The sequence below is a fragment of the Streptomyces sp. NPDC006208 genome (assembly GCF_040613775.1).
Taxonomy (GTDB): Bacteria; Actinomycetota; Actinomycetes; order Streptomycetales; family Streptomycetaceae; genus Streptomyces.
In genome coordinates this window covers 57656-81815 of record NZ_JBEXSW010000026.1, presented here as the reverse complement: position 1 = coordinate 81815, position 24160 = coordinate 57656, and the positions used below count along the sequence as shown (strand labels likewise).

The 24160-nt window shown below is 71.0% G+C and carries 20 protein-coding genes; 9 read left to right on the top strand and 11 right to left on the bottom strand.

Translation table 11 applies throughout. The annotated features are described in order from the left end of the window. Positions 1–59: 59 nt before the first annotated feature. Together ABZ208_RS22085 and ABZ208_RS22080 are read right to left on the bottom strand one after the other, a co-directional pair. Positions 60–1376 (bottom strand): copper amine oxidase, encoded by a 1317-nt coding sequence (locus ABZ208_RS22085; RefSeq protein ID WP_356911166.1) that lies wholly within the window; start codon positions 1374–1376, stop codon positions 60–62. Between the two features lie 138 nt (positions 1377–1514). Then, positions 1515–2342 (bottom strand): Tat pathway signal sequence domain protein, encoded by an 828-nt coding sequence (locus ABZ208_RS22080; RefSeq protein ID WP_356911165.1) that lies wholly within the window; start codon positions 2340–2342, stop codon positions 1515–1517. A gap of 137 nt (positions 2343–2479) precedes the next feature. On the opposite strand from ABZ208_RS22080, the gene glgX reads away from it, so the two are divergent. Together glgX and treY are read left to right on the top strand one after the other, a co-directional pair. Next, the gene (glgX, locus tag ABZ208_RS22075) at positions 2480–4600 is read left to right on the top strand and encodes a glycogen debranching protein GlgX (protein WP_356911164.1); all 2121 of its coding nucleotides are present in this window, start codon (positions 2480–2482) and stop codon (positions 4598–4600) included. A gap of 132 nt (positions 4601–4732) precedes the next feature. Continuing rightward, a complete protein-coding gene (treY, locus tag ABZ208_RS22070) occupies positions 4733–7138 on the top strand; it encodes a malto-oligosyltrehalose synthase (RefSeq protein WP_356911163.1) in 2406 nt (801 codons plus the stop codon). A gap of 267 nt (positions 7139–7405) precedes the next feature. On the opposite strand, the gene ABZ208_RS22065 is transcribed toward treY, so the two are convergent. Beyond that, positions 7406–7960, bottom strand: a complete 555-nt coding sequence (locus ABZ208_RS22065) for a DUF1707 and FHA domain-containing protein (protein ID WP_356911162.1) — start codon at positions 7958–7960, stop codon at positions 7406–7408. A 193-nt stretch (positions 7961–8153) separates the two neighbouring features. On the opposite strand from ABZ208_RS22065, the gene ABZ208_RS22060 reads away from it, so the two are divergent. The 3 genes from ABZ208_RS22060 (at position 8154) to ABZ208_RS22050 (ending at position 11589) form a co-directional block, all read left to right on the top strand. Continuing rightward, positions 8154–9128: a GNAT family N-acetyltransferase gene (locus tag ABZ208_RS22060; protein ID WP_356911161.1), complete on the top strand. Its 975-nt coding sequence runs from the start codon at positions 8154–8156 to the stop codon at positions 9126–9128. A gap of 196 nt (positions 9129–9324) precedes the next feature. Next, positions 9325–10221, top strand: coding sequence for a GNAT family N-acetyltransferase (locus tag ABZ208_RS22055; protein WP_356911160.1), 897 nt, complete (start codon positions 9325–9327; stop codon positions 10219–10221). Between the two features lie 141 nt (positions 10222–10362). Then, positions 10363–11589, top strand: coding sequence for an MFS transporter (locus tag ABZ208_RS22050; RefSeq protein WP_356911159.1), 1227 nt, complete (start codon positions 10363–10365; stop codon positions 11587–11589). Here the strand turns inward: ABZ208_RS22050 and ABZ208_RS22045 are convergent. Beyond that, the gene (locus ABZ208_RS22045; RefSeq protein WP_356911158.1) at positions 11578–12939 is read right to left on the bottom strand and encodes a GH1 family beta-glucosidase; all 1362 of its coding nucleotides are present in this window, start codon (positions 12937–12939) and stop codon (positions 11578–11580) included. The two genes, ABZ208_RS22050 and ABZ208_RS22045, sit on opposite strands and share 12 nt — an antisense overlap. 93 nt (positions 12940–13032) lie before the next feature. Between ABZ208_RS22045 and treZ the strand changes: the two genes are divergently transcribed. After that, the gene (gene treZ / locus ABZ208_RS22040) at positions 13033–14778 is read left to right on the top strand and encodes a malto-oligosyltrehalose trehalohydrolase (RefSeq protein ID WP_356911157.1); all 1746 of its coding nucleotides are present in this window, start codon (positions 13033–13035) and stop codon (positions 14776–14778) included. Positions 14779–14831: 53 nt separating this feature from the next. Continuing rightward, positions 14832–15824 carry an aldo/keto reductase gene (locus ABZ208_RS22035; RefSeq protein ID WP_356911156.1) on the top strand — a complete coding sequence of 331 codons (993 nt, stop codon included), beginning with the start codon at positions 14832–14834 and terminating at the stop codon, positions 15822–15824. A gap of 32 nt (positions 15825–15856) precedes the next feature. Here the strand turns inward: ABZ208_RS22035 and ABZ208_RS22030 are convergent, their stop codons facing one another. From ABZ208_RS22030 to ABZ208_RS22015, 4 genes are all read right to left on the bottom strand, one after another. Continuing rightward, positions 15857–16981, bottom strand: coding sequence for an aminopeptidase P family protein (locus ABZ208_RS22030; protein WP_356911155.1), 1125 nt, complete (start codon positions 16979–16981; stop codon positions 15857–15859). Next, on the bottom strand, positions 16978–17811 hold the full coding sequence (locus tag ABZ208_RS22025; RefSeq protein ID WP_356911154.1) for a class I SAM-dependent methyltransferase: 834 nt from the start codon (positions 17809–17811) through the stop codon (positions 16978–16980). Before ABZ208_RS22025 ends, ABZ208_RS22030 begins: the two co-directional genes overlap by 4 nt. Before the next feature lie 117 nt (positions 17812–17928). Next, positions 17929–18903: a hypothetical protein gene (locus tag ABZ208_RS22020; RefSeq protein ID WP_356911153.1), complete on the bottom strand. Its 975-nt coding sequence runs from the start codon at positions 18901–18903 to the stop codon at positions 17929–17931. 81 nt (positions 18904–18984) lie between these two features. Continuing rightward, positions 18985–19623: a nucleoside/nucleotide kinase family protein gene (locus ABZ208_RS22015; RefSeq protein WP_356911152.1), complete on the bottom strand. Its 639-nt coding sequence runs from the start codon at positions 19621–19623 to the stop codon at positions 18985–18987. A 44-nt stretch (positions 19624–19667) separates the two neighbouring features. Between ABZ208_RS22015 and ABZ208_RS22010 the strand changes: the two genes are divergently transcribed. Both ABZ208_RS22010 and ABZ208_RS22005 read left to right on the top strand, forming a co-directional pair. After that, on the top strand, positions 19668–20057 hold the full coding sequence (locus ABZ208_RS22010) for a VOC family protein (protein WP_356911151.1): 390 nt from the start codon (positions 19668–19670) through the stop codon (positions 20055–20057). Positions 20058–20068: 11 nt separating this feature from the next. After that, complete coding sequence (locus ABZ208_RS22005; protein WP_356911150.1) at positions 20069–21631, top strand: hypothetical protein; 1563 nt, start codon at positions 20069–20071, stop codon at positions 21629–21631. Here the strand turns inward: ABZ208_RS22005 and ABZ208_RS22000 are convergent. The 3 genes from ABZ208_RS22000 to ABZ208_RS21990 form a co-directional block, all read right to left on the bottom strand. Continuing rightward, positions 21616–22296: a hypothetical protein gene (locus tag ABZ208_RS22000; RefSeq protein WP_356911149.1), complete on the bottom strand. Its 681-nt coding sequence runs from the start codon at positions 22294–22296 to the stop codon at positions 21616–21618. The two genes, ABZ208_RS22005 and ABZ208_RS22000, sit on opposite strands and share 16 nt — an antisense overlap. Before the next feature lie 99 nt (positions 22297–22395). Further along, positions 22396–23583, bottom strand: coding sequence for a lactonase family protein (locus ABZ208_RS21995; RefSeq protein ID WP_356911148.1), 1188 nt, complete (start codon positions 23581–23583; stop codon positions 22396–22398). A gap of 131 nt (positions 23584–23714) precedes the next feature. Next, positions 23715–23876 carry a hypothetical protein gene (locus ABZ208_RS21990; protein WP_356911147.1) on the bottom strand — a complete coding sequence of 54 codons (162 nt, stop codon included), beginning with the start codon at positions 23874–23876 and terminating at the stop codon, positions 23715–23717. Positions 23877–24160: the final 284 nt, after the last annotated feature.

The window sequence follows — 24160 nt, the reverse complement described above, 5'->3', positions numbered from 1 at the left end:
ATCAAGGAAGCGTACTCCGGGTACAGGAGGCGGTGCAGCAGGATCGTCAGGCTGGTTCCTCAACTCCCATGATTGTGATGCCCGTTCTGACCGGCGAGATCGGCCGGAGTGAGCGGATTCATAGCGGTTACGTCCCTGGGGGCCAGCTGGAAGCCCTGCCAGTGGACGGGCATCGGCTGCTGGTCCTCGTCCCGGGCGATGTGATGGAAACCGATGTTGACCCAGACGACGGGGTTGACGAGCTTCTCGCCGTTGACCCACCCGTCCACGCTCTTGGGGGCGCCCTGGCCGCAGTCGCGGATGTTGTTGCTGGCGAACTGCTCACAGGCGCGGTTCTGGGTGAAGTAGATGTCGTGCCTGGTGAATCCGCGGCCCGCGTGCTTGGCGGAGGGCCCCGGCACGATCTCGTACGAGCGGGGGTGCCCGTCCTTGTTCCTTCCCCTCGCGCTCACCACCCGCCACCAGCGCATCGTGCGGGCGTCCCCGGCCAGTTCCCTGGTCACCGGCGTCCGGGTCGTCCTCACCTTCGGTGCACCGTTGCGTCTCGGCGGGGTGACCTTGGAGTCGTACTGCTCGACCCGGCCCTTGTTGCTGCCGTCCAGGCCGAAGTCCAGGCGCCAGAAGACGTTGTGGGAGTGGCTGGTCGCGTAGTCGCGGGCACCCTTGCCGATGGGCCAGCCACGTCCGTCGGTCCCGTTGTAGTCGTCGGGCGCGAGCTTGCCCGTCGCACCGACGTTGGCGGCGATGGTGCCGTCGGAGGAGAAGCGCCACTCGGTGATGTACTCGTACCAGGACACCTTGTTGACGGTGTAGAGCAGCAGGTCCTTGCCCTGCGCCTGCCAGACCTTGCTGCCCAGGTCGTTCGCCAGCCGGTAGGCGTGACCACGGGAACGGGTGGTCGTGCACAGGCCGTTGAAGGTGCCCATCTCCGGCACCTTCACCTTCTTGACGGTGCCGCCCGGGCATTCGGCGCCCTTGATGTTCTGCAGCCCCCAGCCGAACCCGGCCCCGGTCAGATCGTCGTACTCGGCACGGCCGTCGTCGTACGGCACATGGATCTGCGCCAGCTTGGCGCTGTTGATGACCCGGATCGGACGCGGCTCGCCCTTGGGCCGGTACGACACCTTGTCCAGGATCAGGCCGGACTCGGTGTCGTAGCGCCAGCACATGCGCCAGGTGGTGCCGCCGTCGAGCGTCTGCTCGATACGGTAGGCGCTGCTGCAGTCCGGCCGGGCCGGAGCGGCCTTGGCGGCCGTGACCTCGCCGGACGGAGCGGCGGAGGCAGGGCCGGCCGCCGCGCCGACGCTGCCCAGCAGCACGGCCGCGGCGAGCAGTGCGCCCCGCCTGCGGGCGCGCGAGACTCTGTTGACGTGCATCAGGTACGAACTCCTCGTGACGGAAGTACGGAAGTACGGACGTACGGAAGTGCGGGCATACGGCCATACGGAACGCACATGTGCACGGGTGATCCGTGCGGAACGGAAGGCCGTGCGGCGGTCCGAGGCGGGAGCGGGTCAGCCGGCGCGAGCAACGGTCCTGGCACTCAGATCCACGATCAGATCGCGCGTGTCGATCCATGCGCCGTCCTTGACCTTGGTGACCATGCGGACGCAGCGGTGCTCACCGCACGCGGCGAGCTTGTCCGGCACGTGCTCCTCCCGGTACGTGCGGTAGACGTCGCCGTTGAACCACAGCTGGTCGGGTGTGGTCAGCGGCCGGCCCGTGGCGTGCTTGTAGTCGCCCTTGAGGTCGCCGCCGAGCGGGTCGGCCAGGATCAGGGCAAGCGCCTCGCGCAGTTCCTCGCGGTGCGGGGAGGGCTGGACACCGCGCTGGGTGCCGGTCCGTTCGACCGCGCCGGTGTCGAGGTTGACGGTCTTGGTGATCAGCTCGTCGGTCCGGTAGTCGTAGAAACTGACCTCGGCACGGCGCGGTCCGGAGTCCGCCTCCGACGGCAGCGGTTCGGCAAGGTTGGTGGTCAGGTGGTGCGGGCCGCGGTCACCCGTGACATCTTCCCCGGCCGTCCGGGCGGCCGGGGTGAGCGCGAGCGCTTCCGCCCGATTCAACTCCTCGTCGGTGAGGGGGTCCCGGCCCACGCCGTGTTCCCCCTCCCGCGGCGAAGCGGCGATGACGCCCGCGTGCGGCGTGTCGGCGGCTCCCCGGCCCTTCCCGGCGCTGTCACCGGCGCCGGGCGGTCCCTGAATCCCGTTCCGGCGCTCGTCGCCGGGGTCGTCGGCACCCGCCGGGCCCGGCAGTGTGATGGCGATCATGGCAGCGGTCGCGGTCACCGCTATGGCGGCACCCGCCACCAATTTCCCCAGATGGCGGTGCGCTGATCTGAGCACTTGTCCCCCTTTTTCCCATTGTTTCGTGCGGTCACCCGGTAGGACGGCCCGAAGTCCTAGGAGCTTGCCCATCTTTGGGGGAGGATCTTGGCCAAGTTGCCCCCAGTACCCGGATCAGAAGTGGAAGAGTCATATCTATGCAGGTCTGGCCGGGACAGGCGTATCCGCTCGGCGCCACGTACGACGGCGCCGGAACCAATTTCGCGGTGTTCTCAGAGGCCGCGCGACGTATCGAACTGTGTCTGCTGCACGACGACGGCTCAGAGACGGCGGTGGAGCTGCGCGAGACCGACGCATTCGTGCGGCATGCCTATCTGCCTGGGGTGATGCCGGGTCAGCGGTACGGCTTCCGGGTCCACGGCCCCTATGTGCCCGAGCGCGGCCAGCGGTGCAATTCGGCGAAGTTGCTGCTCGACCCCTACGCCCGAGCGGTCAGTGGCGAGATCGAGTGGAACGAGGCGGTGTACGGGTATCACTTCGGGCGGCCGGACTCCCGCAACGACCTCGACTCGGCACCGCACACCATGACCTCCGTGGTGGTCAATCCGTACTTCGACTGGGGCGACGACCGGCCGCCGCGCACGGACTACCACCGCACCGTGATCTACGAGGCCCATGTGAAGGGTCTGACGATGCGGCATCCGGAGCTGCCGCCGGAGCTGCGCGGCACCTACGCCGGGCTCGCGCATCCCGCCGTGATCTCCCATCTGACCGAACTGGGGGTCACCACACTCGAGTTGATGCCGGTGCACCAGTTCGTCAACGACCACCGGCTGGTGGACTCGGGGCTGAACAACTACTGGGGCTACAACACCATCGGCTTCTTCGCACCGCACAACGCGTACGCCTCCTGGGGAGACCGGGGCGAGCAGGTGCTGGAGTTCAAGCAGGCCGTACGGGCGCTGCACCAGGCGGGCATCGAGGTCATCCTCGACGTGGTCTACAACCACACCGCGGAGGGCAACCATCTGGGGCCCACACTCTCCTTCCGGGGCCTGGACAACGCCTCGTACTACCGGCTCTCCGAGGACCGCCGCTACTACACGGACACCACCGGCACCGGGAACTCCCTGCTGATGCGCAGCCCCCATGTGCTGCAACTGATCATGGACTCGCTGCGCTACTGGGTGACCGAGATGCATGTCGACGGCTTCCGCTTCGACCTCGCGGCCACACTCGCCCGGCAGTTCCACGAGGTGGACCGGCTCTCCTCGTTCTTCGACCTGGTGCAACAGGATCCGGTGGTCAGCCAGGTGAAGCTGATCGCCGAGCCGTGGGACGTGGGCGAGGGCGGCTACCAGGTGGGCAACTTTCCGCCGTTGTGGACCGAATGGAACGGCGAGTACCGCGACACGGTGCGCGACCTGTGGCGCGGCGAGCCGCGCAAGCTCGCGGAGTTCGCCTCCCGGCTGACCGGCTCCTCCGATCTGTACCAGGACGACGGCCGGCGGCCGCTGGCCTCCATCAACTTCACCACCTGCCACGACGGCTTCACGCTGCACGATCTGGTCTCGTACGACAACAAGCACAACGAGGCCAACGGCGAGGGCAATCGGGACGGCGAGAGCCACAACCGCTCGTGGAACTGCGGCGCGGAGGGCGGGACCGACGACGAGGACGTGCTGGAGCTGCGCGAACGCCAGATGCGCAATTTCATCGCCACGCTGATGCTCTCGCAGGGCGTGCCGATGCTCAGTCACGGCGACGAGTTCGCCCGTACGCAGGGCGGCAACAACAACGCGTACTGCCAGGACAACGAGATCTCCTGGGTCCAGTGGCCGGACAAGGACACGGACGAGGAGGGCACGCTGCTGGCCTTCACCAAGACCATGGTGTGGCTGCGGCGCGACCACCCGGTGTTCCGGCGCCGGCGCTTCTTCCACGGCCGGTCCGTGGAGGGCACCCATGACGAGCTGACCGACATCGCCTGGTTCACCCCGCACGGCGAGGAGATGGTCCAGCGGGACTGGCAGGCGGCTCACGCCAGAGCCCTGACGGTGTTCCTGAACGGCCACGCGATCTCCGAGCCCGGTCCGCGCGGCGAGCGGATCTCCGACGACTCGTTCCTGCTGATGTTCAACGCGAGTGCGGAGACCCTGGATTTCACGGTGCCGGTGAACCACGGCGCACAGTGGCAGGTGGTGGTGGACACGGCCCGCCCGGAGGGGGTGCCTCCCGGGCAGGGGCCGAAGGTGGAGGCCGGCGACCGGATCAGAATGATCGGACGGAGTCTGACCGTGCTGAGGAGACCGGCGTAGCGGGGCGGTCGGCGACCGGCCCCGTGCCGTCTCCCCGGGGGCACCGCGGCCGGGGCCGTGCTGCCCCCGCGGGTTCACCCCGACGCAGGGACGGATGACACAGAAGCCCGCGATCCGGGTACATACGTTCGCATGACGCCCACCGCCACGTACCGGCTCCAGCTCCAGCCGGACTTCCCGTTCTCGGCCGCCGCCTCGGCAGTGCCCTATCTCGCCTCGCTCGGCATCTCGCACCTGCATCTGTCACCGGTGCTGGAGGCGGTGCCCGGCTCGGTCCACGGCTACGACGTGGTGGACCACTCGCGGGTACGGGAGGAGCTGGGCGGCGAGGCCGGTCTGCGGGAGCTGTCCCGTACCGCCCGTGAGCACGGACTCGGCCTCGTCCTGGACATCGTCCCGAACCACATGGCCGCTGCGCCGCGCCACAACCGTGCCCTGTGGGAGGTGCTGCGCGAGGGCCCCGGTTCGCCGTACGCACGCTGGTTCGACATCGACTGGGAGGCGGGCGGGGGCAAGGTGCTGCTACCGGTCCTGGCGGGACGGATCGGCGACGAGCTGTCCGGGATGCGCGTCGACGGTGATGTCCTGCACTACGGGGAGCAGCGCTTTCCGGTGCGCGCGTCCACCGCGAAGCTGCCGCTGCCCGAGCTGCTGGACGCCCAGTGGTACCGGCTGGCGTGGTGGCGCCTGGCCCGTACCGAGCTGAACTACCGCCGGTTCTTCACCGTTTCGGATCTGATCGGCCTGCGGGTGGAGGACCCCGAGGTCTTCGACGCGACCCACGCCAAGATCCTCGAGCTGGTGCACGACGCGGTCGTGGAGGGGCTGCGGGTGGACCATCCGGACGGGGTGGCCGACCCGGCGGGGTATCTGCGCCGGCTCGACGAGGCGACCGGCGGGGCGTGCTGGATCGTGGTCGAGAAGATCCTGACCGGCGACGAGCGGCTGCCGGCCGGCTGGCCGGTCGCGGGGACGACGGGGTACGACGCGCTGCGGCATGTCGAGGGCGTGTTCACCGATCGGGACGGCGCCGGGCAACTGGCCGAGCGCTACCGGGAGTTCACCCAGCCGTCCGCCGACCGCGGGGGCCGCTGGGCGGCGACGGTGCGGCGGGCTGCGTACAAGGTGGTCACGCATGAGCTGGCCGCCGAGACGGCTGCGCTCGGACGGCTCGCCCGGGGGATCTGCGCCGCGGATCCCGCGCTGCGCGACCACGCGCCGTGGGCGCTGCGCGCGGCGGTGCGGGAGCTGCTCGTACGGGTGCCCGTCTACCGCCCGTACCTCCTCGACGGCGAGGCGGCACTGACCGAGGCCGCGGCCCGCCGCGCGAAGGAGACCTTCGCGGTGACGGACGAGGCGGCGGCGGTCGACGTCGTACGGGACCTGGCACTCGGACGGCTCGGCGACGGTCCTGACCACACGGCGTTCCGGGCCCGGTTCGCTCAGACGGCGTCGGCGCTGCGCGCCAAGTCCGTGGAGGACACCGCCTTCTACCGCTATACGCCGCTGCTCTCGGCGAACGAGGTCGGTGGGGACCCGGGCAGTCCGGCGCTGACTCCCGACGACTTCCACGGGTACTGCACCCGTCTGGCCCGCGACTGGCCGGCCACCGGCACGGTGCTCACCACGCACGACACCAAGCGCAGCGCCGACGTGCGGGCGCGGATCGCGGTCCTGTCCGAGTGCCCCGAGCGGTGGGCGGAGTTCCTGCCCCGGATCACCGAGGCGGCCGCCGGGCTGGAGGGCGGGCGGGCCCCCGATCCGCATCTGGCATGGGTGACGTGGCAGACGGCCGTCGGGTTCGGCGTCCCGCGCGCGGACCGGCTGGAGCCCGCGTTGCTCAAGGCGGTGCGTGAGGCGGGGCTGCGCACCAGCTGGACGGAGGCGGACGCGGCGTACGAGCGGGCCGTCGCCGCGTTCGTGGACGCGGGCCCGGCAGGCCCGCCGCTGTACTACGTGGCGGAGTTCGCGCGAGAGCTGGATCCGTACGTACGGGCCAATGTCCTCGGAGCGACGCTGCTGCATCTGACGATGCCGGGGGTGCCCGATGTGTACCAGGGCTCCGAGCGGCAGTTCCTCGCCCTGGTCGACCCTGACAACCGCCGGCCGGCCCGCCTCGGCGAACCGCTGCCGGAAAGGCTGGACGAGCTCCGCGGCCGGCGCTGGCTCTCCGACGAGAAGCTGGCGCTCACGGCCACGGCACTGCGGCTGCGACGGGCCCGTCCCGACCTGTTCGGGTCATCGGGGACGTACGCACCGCTGCGGGCGCACGGCCCGGCGGCCGGCCACTGTGTCGCGTTCATCCGCTCGGGCAAGGTGCTCACGGCGGTCACACGGCTCTCCTTGCGGCTGGAGCAGTCGGGCGGCTGGCGGGAGACGGCGCTGACGCTCCCCGAGGGCGGCTGGAGCGATCTGCTGGATCCCGCGCGTACGTTCACGGGCGGCTCGGGGGTGCGGCTGTCGGACCTGTTCGCGGAGTGCCCGGTGGCGCTGCTCATCCGCGGGGACGCTTCGGAGGTGGCCGCGGGGACGGGCTGAGCAGCCGGGCCGGCACGCCCCGTCGTCCGCGCGCCGCACCGGGAGCGCAGATGCCGGTCGGACCGACCGCACGCAGCCACGCTTGCCGACAGCGGATTCACGTAACGGCCGGCCCGTCGCCCCCGCGCCGGGCACGCGTCCACCCGCTCGGACGGGACCGGTTCACGGGGCCCCGCGCGCCGACGGCGCGCTCATGAAACGGCCTGCCGGCGTCCGCCCCCGGCAGGCCCACCGGTCGGGGGCGGACCCACACTCCCCACGTCCGGTTCAGCGTGCGGTGAGGCGGAAGCTCATCCGTCCGAAGCCGACCATGTCCCCGTCCTGCACGACGATCGAGCCGGTCACCCTGATGCCGTTCACCGTGGTGCCGTTGGTCGAGCCGAGGTCGCGCAGCACCCACACCTGGCCCTGGCGGCTCAGTTCGGCGTGAAGCCTGGAGACCGTGTCATGGCTGAGCCGCAGTCCGTTGGCCGGGTCGCGCCCGATCCGCAGGGGGAACGGGCTCGGTTCGGGCAGCTGCAGCGGTGGCAGCTTCTCCGCCTGCCACGCCCGGCGCAGCCGCACCGAGAACGCCGAGATCCGGCCCACCGTCCGGTACAGCGCGCGGGACCAGCGGCTCTCCTGGACGAGGTCGGCGGTGAGCGGCTCCAGCTCCTCCGGCCTGCGCGCGGCCAGGACCAGCTCCATCCGGTGCACGAACGTCTCGTGCGACAACTTGCCCTGCGCCGCGCCCTCCCTGAGCACGTCGAGGACACGCTCGCGCTCGGCGTCGGAGACCCGGGCCGGAGCGGGATACGTGTGGAATTCGTAGGAGGACGTCACAACCGTGATTGTCGGTCCGAAGTCGGTGGGTGTCCAGAAGAGCCGACGGCCCCGTCCCTCACTCACCAGCCGCTGACCTGCATGGAAGCAATGATTCCGCTACGAAAAGGTTTTCGCACGGCATTCGCCGGGTGGTTAGGGTCCAAGCGCTGGTTCGACCATTTCCGCACGGCCATTCACTGGAGAAGCACATATGACCTCTGCACCATCGGTGCCGACGCCCGACGACGGCGTCACCGTCCGACCGCTTTCCGGCCCGGACGAACTCGAGCTGTTCCGCAGGCTTTCGTACACCCTCGACCATGAACTCGAGGACGATCTCGCAACTGGGCGCCGCCGTCCCGAGTGGCTGTGGATCGCGCAGCGCGACGGCCGCGTGCTGGCGAGAATCGCCTGGTGGACCACGGCCGACGGCGAGGCCCCGGTGGCACTGGACTTCTTCGACATCGACGCCGAACTGCCCGTCGCCGAGCAGGCCGACATCGGACTGCGACTGCTCGAGACCGCGACCGCCGCCGTCGTCCCCGCGGGTCACCCGCGCCCCGAGTACGGGCGGTTCATCCCGCCCGACTGGCGTGACGACCCGGCCGCCCGCGCGGCGGTCGAAGCCCGTACCGGCGTGCTGGAGAAATCCGGGGCGAGGCTGCTCGTGGAGCGGCTGCGGCTCGAATGGCGCGCCGGGACGCCCGTACCCGAGCCCTCGGGCACCCTGGCCTTCCGGCAGGTCACGGACCGCGAGGATCTGCTCGCCCTGATGACTCCGGTGACGGCGGGCACGCTCGACGCCCATAGCCAGGCCGATCTCGCGACCGGGCTGAGCCACCGCGAGGCGGCCGAGAAGCACTTCGACGAGGAACTCGCGGGCTTCACCTCACCACGCGAGTGGTGGCGGATCGCCGAACTCCCGGGCACCGGCGAGCCGGTGGGCTTCGTGGTGCCGGCCAGGAACAACTACCACCACATCATCGCCTACGTGGGTGTGCTGCCCACCCATCGCGGCCGGGGCCACATCGACGAGATCCTGGCCGAGGGCACCCGGATTCTCGCATCCCAGGACGTGCCGAGGATCCGGGCCGCGACCGATCTCGCCAACGTGCCGATGGCGAAGGCCTTCGCCCGGGGCGGCTACGTCAACTTCGAGCGCGCGATCAACTACGTCTGGGAGTAGGCCTGTTGTGCGGGCGTCCGGAATGCGCTGGACGCCCGCAGCTCGCTCCGTCTAGCGTGATCCCGACGCCCGTGCCCGACGGAAGGAGGCGAGTGCCGTGCACGCCACACGATTCCCGCGCTCCCGCCCCGTCCGCCCGGCGTTCGCAGTCTGACCGGGAGCGCATCACACAACTCTCTCCCGGAGGACATCTCCTATGACCGATCTGGTCATCCGCGCGCTCGACGCGAGCGACGCGCATCTTTTCGACACCCTGCCCGACCCGCTCGGCGTGGGCCGCGCGCTCGCCCGCGCCACGCACCGCCCCGACTGGAAGCGCGTCGCGCTGCGCGACGGCAAGGTGGTCGCGCGGGCCGCCTGGTGGGGCGGACCCGACGACGAAACCCCGGTCAATCTCAACTGGTTCGACATGGCCGAGGGCGAGGAGGAGGCGAGTGCGGAACTGCTGCGCACCTCCCCCTTCCAGGTCGAGTACGAACTGATCCTGCCCGCCGGCTGGCGCGAGGACCCGGCGGCCCTGGCGGCCGGTGAGGCCCGGATGCGGGCCGCTTCGGAGGCCGGGATGAAGGTGCTGGTCGAGCGGTACCAGTACCGGTGGACCCCGCAGTGCGGGCTGCCGGAGCGCCCCGGGCGGCTGGAGTTCCGCCCGGAGCCCGACGACGCCGTGATCCTCGACGTACTGCGCCGGGTGCACTCCGTGACGCTGGACGCGCATGCCCTGGCCGCCATCGCCGAGGAGGGCCTGGACAAGGCGGCCCAGGAGGAGCTGGACTTCTTCCACTGGTGCCCCTCGCCGCGCGAGTGGTGGCAGCTGGCCTTCACCCCTGGCGGTGAGCTGGTGGGCCTGCATGTCCCGGCGCGCAATCCGTCGGGGCCGTGCGTCGGCTTCATCGGTGTGGTACCGGAGCAGCGCGGCAGGGGCCATGCGTACGACCTGCTCGTGGAGTGCACGCACTTCCTGGCCGAGCAGGGCGCCGAGTTCATCGCGGGAGCGACGGACCAGGGCAACTTCCCGATGGCGGCGAACTTCGCCAAGGCCGGACATCCGGTGATCCAGGAACGCGTCCACTTCGTTCCCGGTCCGCGGCATTGATCGCGCGCGGGGGTGTCCGTAAGCTCCGGACACCCCCGCGCAGAACCGCCCCGCGGCGAACACCGCCGCACACAACCGCACAGCGCCACCCCTCACCTCACCGCACCGCACCGCACCGCACTGAGCGATGGCGAGCCGCCCATGGAGACGCACGAGCCTCGGACCGGCCCGCTGACGCGAGTCGGCGGCGGTTGGACATCCGCCCTCGTCCTGGCCAACCTCGGCCTGTACATGGCCTTCTTCACACCGATCCAGGTGCTGCTCGCCGAGCAGATCGACACGCTCGACCCGTCGGGCAAGGAGGTCACCCTGGGCTGGGTGACCGGGCTCGGCGCGCTGGTCGCGGTGGTCGCCAACCCGCTCGCGGGCGCGCTGTCGGACCGTACCGGCGGGCGATTCGGTCGCCGCCGGCCGTGGATCGTCGGCGGTGCGGCCCTCGGCGCCGTCGGCCTCGCCGTCACGGCGGTGCAGTCGACCGTGGCCGGTGTGGCACTCGGGTGGTGCCTGGCGCAGCTCGGCCTGAACGCGATGCTGGCCGGGACCAGTGCCGTGGTGCCCGACCAGGTGCCGGTGGACCAGCGGGCAGCGGTGTCCGGGTTCATCGGGATTCCGCAGACGCTCGGACTGGTGGTCGGCGCGCTGCTGGTGACCACGGTGGCGACCGGGATCGTGCCCGGCTATCTGCTGCTGGCCGCGCTGACCGTCCTGCTCGCGCTGCCCTTCGTCCTGTTGATGCCGGACCCCCAAGTGCGGCCGACCGCAAGGGAATCGGTGCGGCTGAAGGACTTCTGGGTGAGCCCGCGGGACCATCCCGACTTCGGCTGGGCCTGGCTCACCCGGTTCCTGGTGATGCTCGGGAACGCGATGGGCACGCTCTATCTGCTGTACTTCCTCAAGGACGCGGTGCACCATCCGGATCCGGACAAGGGCGTGCTGATCCTGACGCTGCTGTACACAGCGGGCGTCGTGGTGACGGCGGTGGCCGGCGGGGTGGTGTCCGACCGGCTGGGTCGGCGCAAGGCCCTGGTGGCGGTCTCCTCCGCGGTGATGGCGGTGGCGTCGCTGCTGCTGACGTTCTGGCACACCTGGCCGGTGGCGATGGGCGCGGCCGCGCTGCTCGGGCTCGGCTTCGGTGCGTACATCGCGGTCGACCAGGCGCTGATCACCCAGGTACTGCCGCAGGCGGGCGACCGCGCCAAGGATCTGGGTGTCATCAACGTCGCCAACTCGGCGCCCCAGGTCCTCGGCCCGGCGCTCGCCGCGCCGGTGGTCGCCTACGCGGGCGGATACGCGGGCCTGTACCTGACGGCGACCGTGGTGACCGCGCTCGGCGGCATCCTCGTCTGGAAGATCCGTTCAGTTCCCTGACCCGGCCCGCTGGGCGGCGATCGCGTCGCGGTACCAGGCGTACGAGGCCTTCGGAGTGCGCTCCAACGTGTCGTAGTCGATGTGGACGAGCCCGAAGCGCTGCGACGCGCCCTCCACCCACTCGATGTTGTCGGTCAGCGACCAGGTGAAGTAGCCGCGTACGTCGACCCCCGCGTCGATGGCCCGGTGCAGTGCGCGCAGATGACCGTCGAGGAAGGAGATCCGGCGCTGGTCGTCGATTCCGTCGTAGGAGCAGCCGTTCTCGGTGATGTGGATCGGCGGCAGCCGGTCGCCGAACCGGTCCTTGAGGCCGACGAGCAGCTCGCGCAGCCCGTCGGGCACGACGGCCCAGTCGAAGTCGGTGCGCTGCTCGCTCTCCAGTCTCCTTATGCCGAAGGGGAGTTCGGCGGGCATGGCGATCCCGGCGAAGTCGTCGAGCGCGTCCGTGGCGGGCGCTCCGACCAGCATCGGCTGGTAGTAGTTCACCCCGTACCAGTCCAGCGGCGCGGAGATGACGGCCAGGTCCTCGGCCACCGGGCCGGGCATCAGTGCGGCGAAGTTCTCGTCGGGATAGGCCCCGGTGAGGATCGGGTCGGCGAACATCCAGTTGGTGACGGTGTCGTACAGCTCGGCGCCCAAACGGTCCTCGTCGCTCGTCCCCGCGGTGCGTACCGGTGAATGGGACACGGCGAGGCCGATGTTGTCCGCGCCTGCGGCCCGCAGCGCCTGGACGGCGAGACCGTGGGCGAGCAGCTGGTGGTGGGCGGCGGGCAGGGCGTCGAAGAGCAGCTGCTTTCCGGGGGCGTGCTCGCCGAGTGCGTAGCCGAGCAGGGTGACCTCGGCCGGTTCGTTGATGGTGATCCACATCGGTACGCGGTCGGCGAGGCGCTCGGCGACCACCGCGGCGTACTCGGCGAAGCGCTGGGCCGTCTCCCGCCGCAGCCAGCCTCCCGCCTCGTCCAGCGGGAGCGGGGTGTCCCAGTGGTAGAGCGTGGGCGCCGGTGTGATGCCGTGGGCGCACAGCTCGTCGACGAGCCGGTCGTAGAAGTCCAGCCCCCGGCTGTTGACCGGCCCGCTGCCGCCGGGGATCACCCGCGGCCAGCTGACGGAGAATCGGAACGCGTCCGCGCCGAGCCCGGTGAGCAGGGCCACGTCCTCGCGGTAGCGCTCGTGGAAGCCGGTGCCGCGCGAGGCGTCGGCGCCGTCCTTGATACGGCCCTGGGCCGCGAAGGCGTCCCATCCCGACGGGCCCTTGCCCTCGGCGTCGGCCGCGCCCTCGGTCTGGAAGGCGGATGCGGATGCGCCCCACAGGAAGCCGGGCGGGAAGGCGGGCAGCGGCGACGTCGTCATGGCCCGTGACCTTAATGGCCCAAGGACCCCGCTTGAAGACCCCGATCTTGCCAGGATGGGGAAGGAGGAGCATCGACGACGAGGGGACCGCCAGTGCTGTTCGAAGTGTGGGCGCCGCAGGCCACGGAGCGGGTCGTGCTGTGGCTGGAGGGCGTCGAGCATGCGATGGAGCGTGCCGAGGGACGTACGGGCTGGTGGGCGGTCGAGGCGGAGGCGGCCGACGGCGCGCGCTACGGCTTCGCGCTGGACGGCGGGCCGGTGCGGCCCGATCCGCGCTCGCGCCGCCAGCCGGACGGCCCGGACGGCCACAGCGCGGTGGTCGACCACGGGGCGTACTCCTGGCGGAACCCGTGGCCGGGGCGCGGGCTGCGCGGCGCGGTCCTGTACGAGCTGCATGTCGGCACCTACACCCGGGAAGGCACGCTGGACGCGGCGGCCGAACGGCTCGGGGAACTGGCCGAACTGGGTGTCACCCATATCGAGCTGATGCCGCTGTGCCCTTTCCCGGGCGTGCACGGATGGGGCTATGACGGGGTGTCGCCGTGGGCGGTCCACGAGCCCTACGGCGGCCCCGAGGCACTCAAACGCTTTGTCGACACGGCCCATGGACGCGGCCTCGGCATGGTGCTGGACGTGGTCCACAACCACCTCGGCCCGTCCGGGAACCATCTGCCCGCCTTCGGTCCGTACTTCACCGAGACGCACCACACCCCCTGGGGCGCCGCGGTCAATCTCGACGCCCCCGGTTCCGACGAGGTGCGCGCCTATCTGCTGGGCAGTGCACTGGCCTGGCTGCGCGACTACCGCATCGACGGGCTGCGGCTGGACGCGGTACACGCGCTGGCGGACACCCGGGCGCTGACGTTCCTGGAGGAGCTCGCCGCCGCCGTAGACGACCTCGCCGCCGATGCGGACCGGCCGCTGTTCCTGATCGCCGAGTCGGACCAGTGCGATCCCCGGACGACCAGGCCTCGCGTGTCGGGCGGCCTGGGAGTGCACGCGCAGTGGAACGACGACTTCCATCACGCCCTGCACGCCGCGCTGACCGGCGAGTCGCAGGGCTACTACGCCGACTTCGCGCGCGCCCCGATGGCCGCACTGGCCAAGACCCTCACCCGCGTCTTCTTCCACGACGGTACGTATGCCACCTTCCGCGGCCGCACCCACGGCCGCGGCGTCGATGTGGTCTCCACGCCCGCCCACCGCTTCCTGGGCTACTCCCAGACGCATGACCAGATCGGCAACCGGGCACTGGGCGACCGGCTCTCGGCGAGCCTGTCCCCCGGGCTGCTGGCCTGTGCGGCGGCGCTGGTGCTGACCGGCCCGTACACGCCGATGCTCTTCATGGGCGAGGAGTGGGGCGCCCGTACCCCGTGGCAGTACTTCACCGACCACACGGATCCGGAGCTCGCCGAGGCGGTACGGGCAGGCCGGCGGCGGGAGTTCGCCTCCCACGGGTGGTCCGCCGACGACATCCCCGATCCGCAGGACCCGGCGACGCGCGACCGCTCGTGCCTGGACCGGGCCGAGCGGGAGCGCGAGCCGCACGCACAGCTGCTGGCCTGGCACCGCTCACTGATCGCCCTGCGGCGTTCGCTGCCGGACCTGACCGACCCGGATCTGGCGGCGGTGAAGGTCGCGTACGACGAGCAGGCGCGCTGGCTGGCGTACCGGCGCGGCGATCTGCGGATCGCGGTCAACCTGGCCAAGGAGCCGGCCCGTATCCCGCTGGGCGGCGGGGGCCGGGTCACGGCCGCCTGGGGGGAGGTACGGGCGCCGGGCGCGGACGGTGCGCTGGAGCTGCCGCCGGAAAGCTGCGTGGTGCTCGCCGACGACTGAGTCTCCCGCATACGGTTGCCTTCGAGCCCACTCCATCTCCTACCGTCGCAGCCATGGAGCAACGGAACCTCGGCAGGACCGGACTGCGCGTCAGTGAACTGTGCCTCGGCACCATGAGCTTCGGTGACGACGCGGGCGGACATGCCGTCCTCGACGCCTTCACCGAGGCGGGAGGCACCTTCATCGACACTGCGGACATGTACGCGCGCGGCGGCTCGGAAGAGATCCTGGGCCGCTGGCTGGCGGGCCGCCGGCGCGACGACCTGGTCATCGCGACCAAGGTGTGGGGGAGGATGGGCGACGCCCCCAACGACGCCGGGCTGAGCCGCAAGCACATCATCAGTGCCGTCGAGGCCAGCCTGCGGCGTCTCGGCACGGACTACATCGACCTGTACCAGACCCATATCTGGGACCCGACCACTCCGATCGAGGAGACGCTGGCCACCCTGGACACCCTGGTGCGCGCCGGGAAGGTCCGCTACATCGGCGCCAGCAACGTGACGGCCTCCCAGCTGCAGCGCTCCCTCGACGTGTCGCGCCACCGCGGCTGGGAGCCGTACGCCGCCCTCCAGCCTCTCTACAACCTGCTGCACCGCGAACTGGAGTGGGAGCTCGCCCCCCTCAGCGCGAACGAAGGGCTCGGCGTCATCCCCTGGAGCCCGCTCGCGGGCGGCTGGCTGACCGGCAAATACCGGCGCGGGATGGTCTCGGCACCGGCCGGCTCACGCGAGGCCCGCGTCCAGGAGCAGTCGGGCGAGGAAGGCTGGCGCAGGAACGACACCGAGGAGACCTGGCGGGTGCTCGACGCCCTGCACGAGGTCGCCGAGGAGGCGGGCCGGACGCCCTCGCAGGTGGCGCTGCGGTGGGTACGGGAGCGGCCGGCAGTCACCGCGCCCATCATCGGGCCGCGTACGGTCGAGCAGCTGACCGACAACCTGGGCGCGACCGGCTGGGAACTGACGGCCGGCCAGACCGCGAAGCTGGACGCGGCAAGCGCGCGCACGCCGCCCTATCCGTACGACTTCCAGGCCAGAATCGCACCCTGACGCGCACCGAGGGCGCTCGGCATTTCGATGGGTTACGAGACGATCGCCATCCGGCGGTCGGTGTTGTTGAAGCGGCGGCAGCCGTCCTCGGTGACCGTGACGATGTCCTCGATCCGGACGCCGAACCGGCCCGGGAGGTAGATCCCCGGCTCCACGGAGAAGCACATCCCCGGGACGAGCGGCCGCTCCTCGCCCTCGATCATGTAGGGCGGTTCGTGAGTGGTGACGCCGATGCCGTGGCCGGTGCGGTGGATGAACAGATCTCCGTACCCGGCCTCCTCGATGATCTCGCGGGCGGCCCGGTCGACCTCCTGGCAGGCGACGCCGGGCCGCACCGCGTCCACGCCCGCCTGCTGCGCCTCCAGTACGACGTCGTGGATGTGCTGCTCGGCGACGGTCGGCTCGCCGACGTGGACGGTACGGGTGGTGTCGGAGCCATAGCCGTCCTTGAGACCCCCGAAGTCGAGGACGACCATGTCGCCCGCCGCGATGGTCCGGTCGCCCGCCTCGTGGTGGGGGTTGGCACCGTTGGGCCCCGATCCGACGACGGTGAAGTCGACCTGTGAGTGCCCGAACCGCAGCAGCAGCGCGGCGAGATCGGCGGCGACCTCGGTCTCCCTGCGGCCCGCGAAGGGCACCTTGAGGATCTCGCCGTACGCCTCGTCGGCTGCCGCTCCGGCCGCCTCGATCCTGGCCAGCTCCTGCGCGTCCTTGACCGCGCGGAGCATGGGCAGCGCGTCGGTGAGCGAGGTGTACGAGGTGCCCGGCAGCGCCCGCTGGAGGCCCAGCAGATGCATCGCCCAGGTGTTGTCGCTGACCGCGAACCGGCCGGAGACATCGAGCAGCGGCGCGACGGCGGCGTACGGGTCGGTGCCGTCGGTCCAGTCGCGCAGGGTGAGCGCGGACGCGCCCGCGGCGTGCTCGGCGTCCGGCGCCTCCAGGGTGGGGACGACCAGGACGGGGTCCTGGCCGGCGGTGAGGACGAGGACGGTGAGGCGTTCGGTGGCCACCGGCCGGTAGCCGGTCAGATGGATCAGGTCGGGTCCGGGTGCGATCAGCACCCCGGCGAGCCCGGCGTCGGCGGCGGCTCCGGCGGCGCGGGCCATCCGGGCCCGGTAGTCGTCTGCGGTGAACGGAGCCGGGGCGGTGGCCGTCATGAAGTCTCCTCGGTGGTCCTGGTGTCAGGGGACGCGGCAGCTGCGCGATGGGTGATCCGGAGCTTCGACTGGCCGTGCGGCAGCTGTTCCCAGTCCTCCATGTGGCGGGCGGCGAGACCGTGCTTCTCGGCCAGTTGGATCAACGTCTCCGTACGGTAGTAGAAGTCCTCGCCCAGCACCTGGTGCTCGCTCCCCTCGGTGCGGTCGTAGGTGAAGTCGAACCAGCCGCCGGGGGCCAGCACCCGCCCGACGTGCGCGAGGCATTCGTCGATGACCTCCAGCGGGGAGTGCGAGAACACGCTGTGCGCGTGGACGACCGTGAAGAAGGACCCGGGAAGGAAGTCCAGCGTCAGATTGTCCACGGGCGTCAGATAGGGGAGCTTGTCCTGCAGGCCGTAGCGGACGACGGTCTTCTTGGCCTCGACGAGGATGTCCGGCGAGATGTCGATGCCGTAGTAGTGGCCGGGCTCCAGGTGCTCGATGAACCGCCATCCGGCGCGCAGATTGCCGCACCCGATCTCCAGCATCCGGTCCTGCGGCTTCAGACCGTGCCGCACGAGGTAGTCGTACTGCATTTCCCCGATGGCCAGCCAGCGCGCATGCGACGGCCGGCCGCCGACCGCCGCCTCCGGACTTCTCGCGGTGTCGGACGCCATCACGGCCCGGTAGTAGGCGATGTGGCTCCCGCGGTGCCGCAGCCGCAGCCAGCAGTCCCGGCCCGCCCGCCGCAGGTAGGGCAGCACGCGCCGCGGGTGGCTCAGGGCGTAACGCATCTTGTGCCCGAGCCGGGCGCGGTCGGTCACCAGGCGCGAACGGGATGCCTTGCGCATGACGCCTCCATCGGCGGCTCCCCCTTTGCGGATACTAACCAGGCAGGGACCGGGCCGCCTGCCCCGGGCATACCGTGCTCGTCCGGCCGGATGTCCGATGCAGCGTGACCACTGCGCTCAGGCCTCTTCACCGCCGGTCCCGGGGTCCTCCTCGGCGAGGAGCCGTGCCAGCAGCGTGTGGAACTCCTCGTCGACCACGATCCGCAGGCCCTCGCCGTCCTCGGTGCGGTCGCTGAGCTGGGTGAGCGTGCCGGAGCGCCACCAGTAGACATACGGACTTATCGCACCGGGGGTGTCCTCGAAGCCCGCGGCGGCGAACGCGGCCATCGCGTTCAGGGCGGCGACCATGCCCAGGTCGTGGATGGCGTGGAAGGCCAGCTGGTGCCGGAAGGGCATGGCCACCAGGGCGCCGTCCGCGGAGAGCTCCTCGCCGGTGACCTGACGGACGACCGCGTCCAGCGCCAGCACGCGGCTGGCGGTGTAGAAGGAGTCGCCGAGCACCACCTCGAAGCGCATGCCGTCGGAGTCCTCGATCGTCTCGTGCACCTCGACGGGCAGTCCGCGGAGGTTGTAGAGCGCCTGGTCACGCAGGTACGGGAGATCGCCGAGCGGTTCGAGCGCCTCGTCGGTGAGCATCATGACGCTCTCGGGCAGATCGAGCGCGAGGATCTCGAACAGCCCCGGGGCCACGGGCCGCGCATAGCCGAAGCTCTTGGGGTCCAGCCCGTCGGCGCCCACGACGCGGGGGTAGAGCTGCGCGCGGATCTGCTCGGTGGGCAGGGTGTCCAGGGCGGAGGGCGCCTCCATGGTGCGCAGCACCAGACCGACGTGCTGGTGGACCACTTCGGACCAGGCGCGCGGCCCGCGCTCGTCGTTGTGACAGACCGCTGCGAGATTGCCGAGCCCGAACTGACGGCCCGAGCTGTCGGTCACCACGTCCGCGTAGACCGTCACCTCCAGGCCCTGTTCGGCGAAGGCCTCGCGTACGAGGCTGCGGAAGCGGGCGCCTTCACCGGTGGAGAAGAAGGAGAACTCGGGGTCGCGGGGCGCATCGCGTCCGTCACGCTTCGGCCCTCGCCGGAACAACCCCACGTGAACCGCCCTCCGTGCTCGCACGTGTCAGGACTTCGAGCGTACCGAGCGCAGATGAACGGCGGGGCGGCCGGGATGGTGCTACGCCATCGGGACCACGAGGTCGGCCCGGTCCCGGCCGCGGCCGATCAGGCGGGCGTTGGGCTCGTCGGAGTCGCGCACCCAGCGCTCGGCGTACGAGCGCTCCTTGCCGTGGCGCACATGCCGGTCGACGAGCCTGCGGACCCGGACCTCCCTGTCGAGTTCGAGGAACCAGACCTCGTCGAGGAAGGGGCGGATGTGCGCCCAGTCGCCCTCGTCATGGAGCAGATAGTTGCCCTCGGTGACGACAAGGGCGACATCGGGACCGACCGGGATGCTGCCGGCGACCGGGTCCTCCAGTGTCCGGTCGAAGGCGGGCGCGTAGACGACGGCGTCCGGCGCGGGGCGGCGCAGGCGGCCGAGCAGGGCCGCGTACCCGGCGGCGTCGAAGGTCTCGGGGGCGCCCTTGCGATGGGCACGGCCCAGGCGCACCAGCTCGCTCTGGGCAAGGTGGAAGCCGTCCATGGGAACAAGGGCGGCCAGGCCCTCCAGGGCGTCGACCAGCCGGGCGGCGAGGGTCGACTTCCCCGAGCCGGGCGCTCCGGCCAGCCCCAGGATGCGACGGCGGCCGGGGACCGCGAGGGCCCGGGCGCGGTCCAGGAGGTGCGGCAGAAGCGGCGACACGTGCGACGGAGGCATGGCATGCATTGTTCCACCGTCGTCATACGTATAACGTTCTCCGTATGCCCACCATCGCTCTGGTCACCCTTGTCGTCCGCGACTACGACGAGGCCATCGCCTTCTACACCGACGCCCTCGGCTTCGAACTCGTCGAGGACACCGACCGTGGGGGAGGCTCGCGCTGGGTGGTGGTCCGCCCCGGCGGCGCGCCGCACGGCACGGGCCTCCTGCTGGCCCGGGCCGCCGGCGAGACGCAGCACGCGAGCGTGGGCGCACAGACCGGCGGCCGGGTGGGCTTCTTCCTGCACACCGAGGACTTCGCGCGCGACCATGCCCGGATGACGGCGGCCGGGGTGCGCTTCCTGGAGGAGCCGCGGCACGAGGCGTACGGGTCGGTCGCTGTCTTCGAGGACCTGTACGGCAACCGCTGGGACCTGCTGCAGCCGAAGTAGGATCCGGAGGCGTGATCGATCGCACCCTCGCACTGCTGCGGCAGCGTCCTGATCTGGCCGAACTGGCCGCTTTCCCCTTCGACTTCGACATCGACCGGGCCTACCACTGCGAGGACGTCCGCCTCGCTTCGGGAGCATCGCTGGAGCCCGTCGCCGGTGACGACACCGGCGGCACCTACTTCGTCTGCGCGGACGGCGCGGTGCTCTACGCGTCGTCGGAGGGGGAGGCCGGGCTGATCGGCGAGAGCGTGACCGACGCGCTCGAGATCATCATCGGGGGCGGGGGGCTTCACCGCATGGAGATCGGCCCCTGCCTCGACGAGAAGCAGCTGCTCGCGGAGATACGCGAGGAGGAGGACGAGATGCGCGCGTCCTACGCCCCCGATCTGGACGCCCAGCGCGCCGCGTTGCTCGACGGCCTGGGCCTGCCCCGCCGCTCCCCCGTCGAGCTGGCCTTCCGGCTGGACTCCGTGGCACGGCGCACCGATCCCGATCATGTGCTGCTGAACTCCGCGGAGCTGATGGCGTACCAGTTCCTGGACGATCGGGTGCGTGTGCCGCTCCCCGACGCCGCGCTCGCCCCCGGCCGGGCGGACCTGGAGCGCATGCGCACCGGTGGGCTCGCGGCGTGGGAGGACGCCGGGTCGGACCCGGCGCGACGGGCGGGTGTGCTGCGGGCGGCGCAGTTCGACCGCCGGGCGGACGATCTTCCTTTGCTGCGGTACCTGCTGGAGCGCGAGGCGGCCGAACGGACCGAGCATTTCCGGGAGCGACGGCTTGCGGCCGTGCTGGTCGGCCTGCACGGTCACGCCGAGGATCTGCCCCTGGTCCGTGCGGCCGGTAACCACCTGCCACCGTCCTCGGCGTCGGAACTGGCCGAGTGGGCCCGGCAGGAGGACGCGGCAGAGTTCGGACAGGACCCTGCCGCGGAGGACGAGTTCACCTGGATCGCGCTGGCCCGCCGTCAGGGCCGGACGGAGTTCGTACGCGCCGCACTGATCCGGATGCTGGACGACACGGGCCCGAAGGCGGAGCGGCTGGCGGCGCTGAGCCGCGAACTGGAGCTGATCGGCGACCATCCGCAGGCGGCACGCGCACACCACAACTTCGTCTCGTTGCAGGACACGGCCTGGGACCGGGCCGTGGCCTGCACCAAGCTGGCGGAGCTGCACCGGCTGGCGGGAGATCTCCCGTCGGCCGGGCGCGCTCTGGAACGGGTGCGTACGGCGATAGGGCTGGACGCACCTGCCGCCCAGCCGCGGGACCGCCAGTTGGCCCTGGACCTGGGCAGCGCCGCCGAGGGACCCGCCCCGGACACGAGTGCCGCCGAGTGGCACCGTCGGGGCCTGGGCCGGAGGATCACCGAGCAGCATCTGGAACTGGTGCTCGCGGCGGTCGAGGCCGGCCGGCCCGAACTCGCGGAGGAGGCCATGGCCCACGGCAAGGTCCTGCTCAAGACCATCGCCAAGGAGTCCCGGCGGTCGCTGAGCGAGCTCTCGAGCCGGGCCAAGTGGGCCGTCGCCGCGCTGAGGACGGGCCGGAGCGGCGTGGACCCGGCTCAGTCCTCGAAGTAGTCGGTGAGCACGCACCCGTCCACGAGCGCCTTCTCCTTGCGGAAGCCACTGGGCGGGCCGAAGCTCGGGTGGCAGTTCAGCATCAGGAGTCCGCCACGCTGGAGCAGGGAGTAGGCCGCTGACTCCTGGGTGGAGATGACCGCGAAGTCCTGCCCGATGACGAATCCGCCCCCGAGGTCCTCCTCCGGGTCGTCGACGAGACGCTTGTCGAGGTCTGCCTTGTACGCGGCCTGGAACGCCTTGGCATCCTTGATCATGAAGATACGGGTGCCGCGGCCGCAGGCGCCGCGTTCGGTGACGGACCAGTCGGCGTCGAAGTCCTCGTCGCCGGGGAAGAAGTCGTCGTCCTGGGGATCCACGGAGATGTCGTCGCACCTCGTGTAGCCGTTGATGAACTCGGCGGCCGCAGCCATGGAGCCCGCCTTGGGCAGGCCCAGGAAGCCTGTCGCATCATCGGGCGCGGATCCGTTGACCCCTCCGTTCCTCGTGGGGTTCTCCAGGGTGCCTTCGTTCGGGTCCGCCGGGTTGTCGCCTCCCTGTGCCGCCTGCCCTGCGCCGTTCCCGAAGCCCCCCGGGCCGATGCCGCCTGCGTCACCTCCGTCACCTCCGCAGGCGGTGAGCACGAACAGGGCTGCGACAGCGGCGAACAACGGCTTGACACGCATGAGTTCGGCTCCCCCGAGTGAACGACCTTGGATCGCGGCGACGGCGACTCTAGTGTGATCATCATTGCCGCTGCAAAACGGCCCCGGTGCCGAGACCGGCTACAGCGGCAGCGCACACACCGCGACCGGCGACATGAAGCCCCGGCCCGCGGAACGCAGTTCGCCCGTACGACGGTCGACGTGAAAGACCGTCACCGTGCCGGAGCGCTGGTTCGCCGCGAACAGCAGTCCGCCGGAGGGCGACAGGGCGATGTGCCTCGGGAAGTCGCCGCCGACGGGGACGGTGCCCAGGAGCCGCAGACGGGCGCCGCCCGCCTCGACGGCGTACCGGGTCAGGCTGTTGTGACCGCGGTTGGCCAGGTAGGCGTAGGCACCGTCGCCGGTCACCACCAGCTGGGCCGGGTAGCTGGTGCCGGGCCCGGTGCCGGTCGGCTGCGGTGCCCCGGGGCGCAGTGCGCCGGTGCGCGGGTCGTAGGCACACACCACGACCGTGTTGTCCACCTCGGCGGCGAGGTACGCGAAGCGGCCGGAGGGATGGAACGTGAGGTGGCGAGGGCCCGCCCCCGGTCGCACGGTCGCGTGCGAGACCCTGGCGAGCCGCCCTGCCGACGTGTCGAGGCGGTATGTGTACACGGTGTCGTTGCCCAGGTCGACGGCGAGGACATGGCCGCCGTCCGGGCTGGTGACGATCTGGTGGGCGTGCGGCCCGTCCTGACCCGGCCCGGGCGGCGGGGCCGTATGCGCGACAAGATCCGTACGCTCCCCGAGCGCACCCGATGCCCCGATCGGATGCACGGCCACGCTTCCGGAGCCGTAGTTGGCACTCAGCAGCCAGCGCCCGCTCGGGTGCACCGACAGATGGCAGGGGGCGTCCCCGCCGGTGGAGCGGGTGCCCAGTACCTGATGCCTGCCGTCCTCGGCGAGCCGCACGGCCGTCACGCCGCCGTCCTCGCGCTCGTTGACCGCGTAGAGCGTACGCCCGGAGGGATGCACGGCGAGGTACGAGGGATCGGCGACGCCGTCGACGACCCCTGTCCCCGTGATGTGCCCGGTGCGGTCGTCGTACGTGGCGATCCCGATCCCGGTCCCGCCACCCTCGGCGGAGGTGTACGTCCCCAGGAACAGCGGCCGCGCCCTGCGCGGCCCGCTCGGGGGCCGGGCAGGGGCCGGCGACGGCGAGGCGCGCTCCGAAGCCCCGCACGCGGGCAGCACGGCCGCGGTGGCCGCGGCGCCGAGCCCTCCGAGGAAACGACGCCGGCCTATGTGTGCACCGTTGCCTGTGCCCATGCCAGGCACCCTAACCACTGCCGGTGCCCGGCGCAGGACTGCTGTGCCGCTCAGCCCCCGGCGAACAGGTCCGCGGCGTCGGTGGCGGTGAAGGCGCGGTCCAGCCGGCGATCAAGGAGCTCGGGGTCGGCTCAGCCGGTGATCTGCTCACGGACATCCGCCGGCGTGGGCATCTCGCGCTTCTCAAGAACGCGCGTGATCATCTGCGAGCGCTCCGCGGTGCGCCCTTCCTCGACACCCTTGAGGTAGGAATCCTCGATGATGGTGCCCCGCCCCGGGACATAGGTGCCCACGCTCGTCGGCTTCCTCCAGATGTTCCTGCCGGACTGTCGCCCAGGCCGATCTCCAGCAGTTCCGGGAAGTACTCGGCGGACGCGCCGTCGGCGGATCCGAGTGCGGAGGCCGGCATTCGCAGTATTGCGTGACACTCGGATCCCTTCCCGAGTGGTGCAGGTCGCCGGATTGGCGATTTACAGCTCCGCTCCTCGCCTGTCAACCCCCTCGACTCGAATGTCCCTCATCACGCTAGCGTTGGCCGTGATCCTCAGAACTCGGCACTTCAGGCAGGTGATTCACA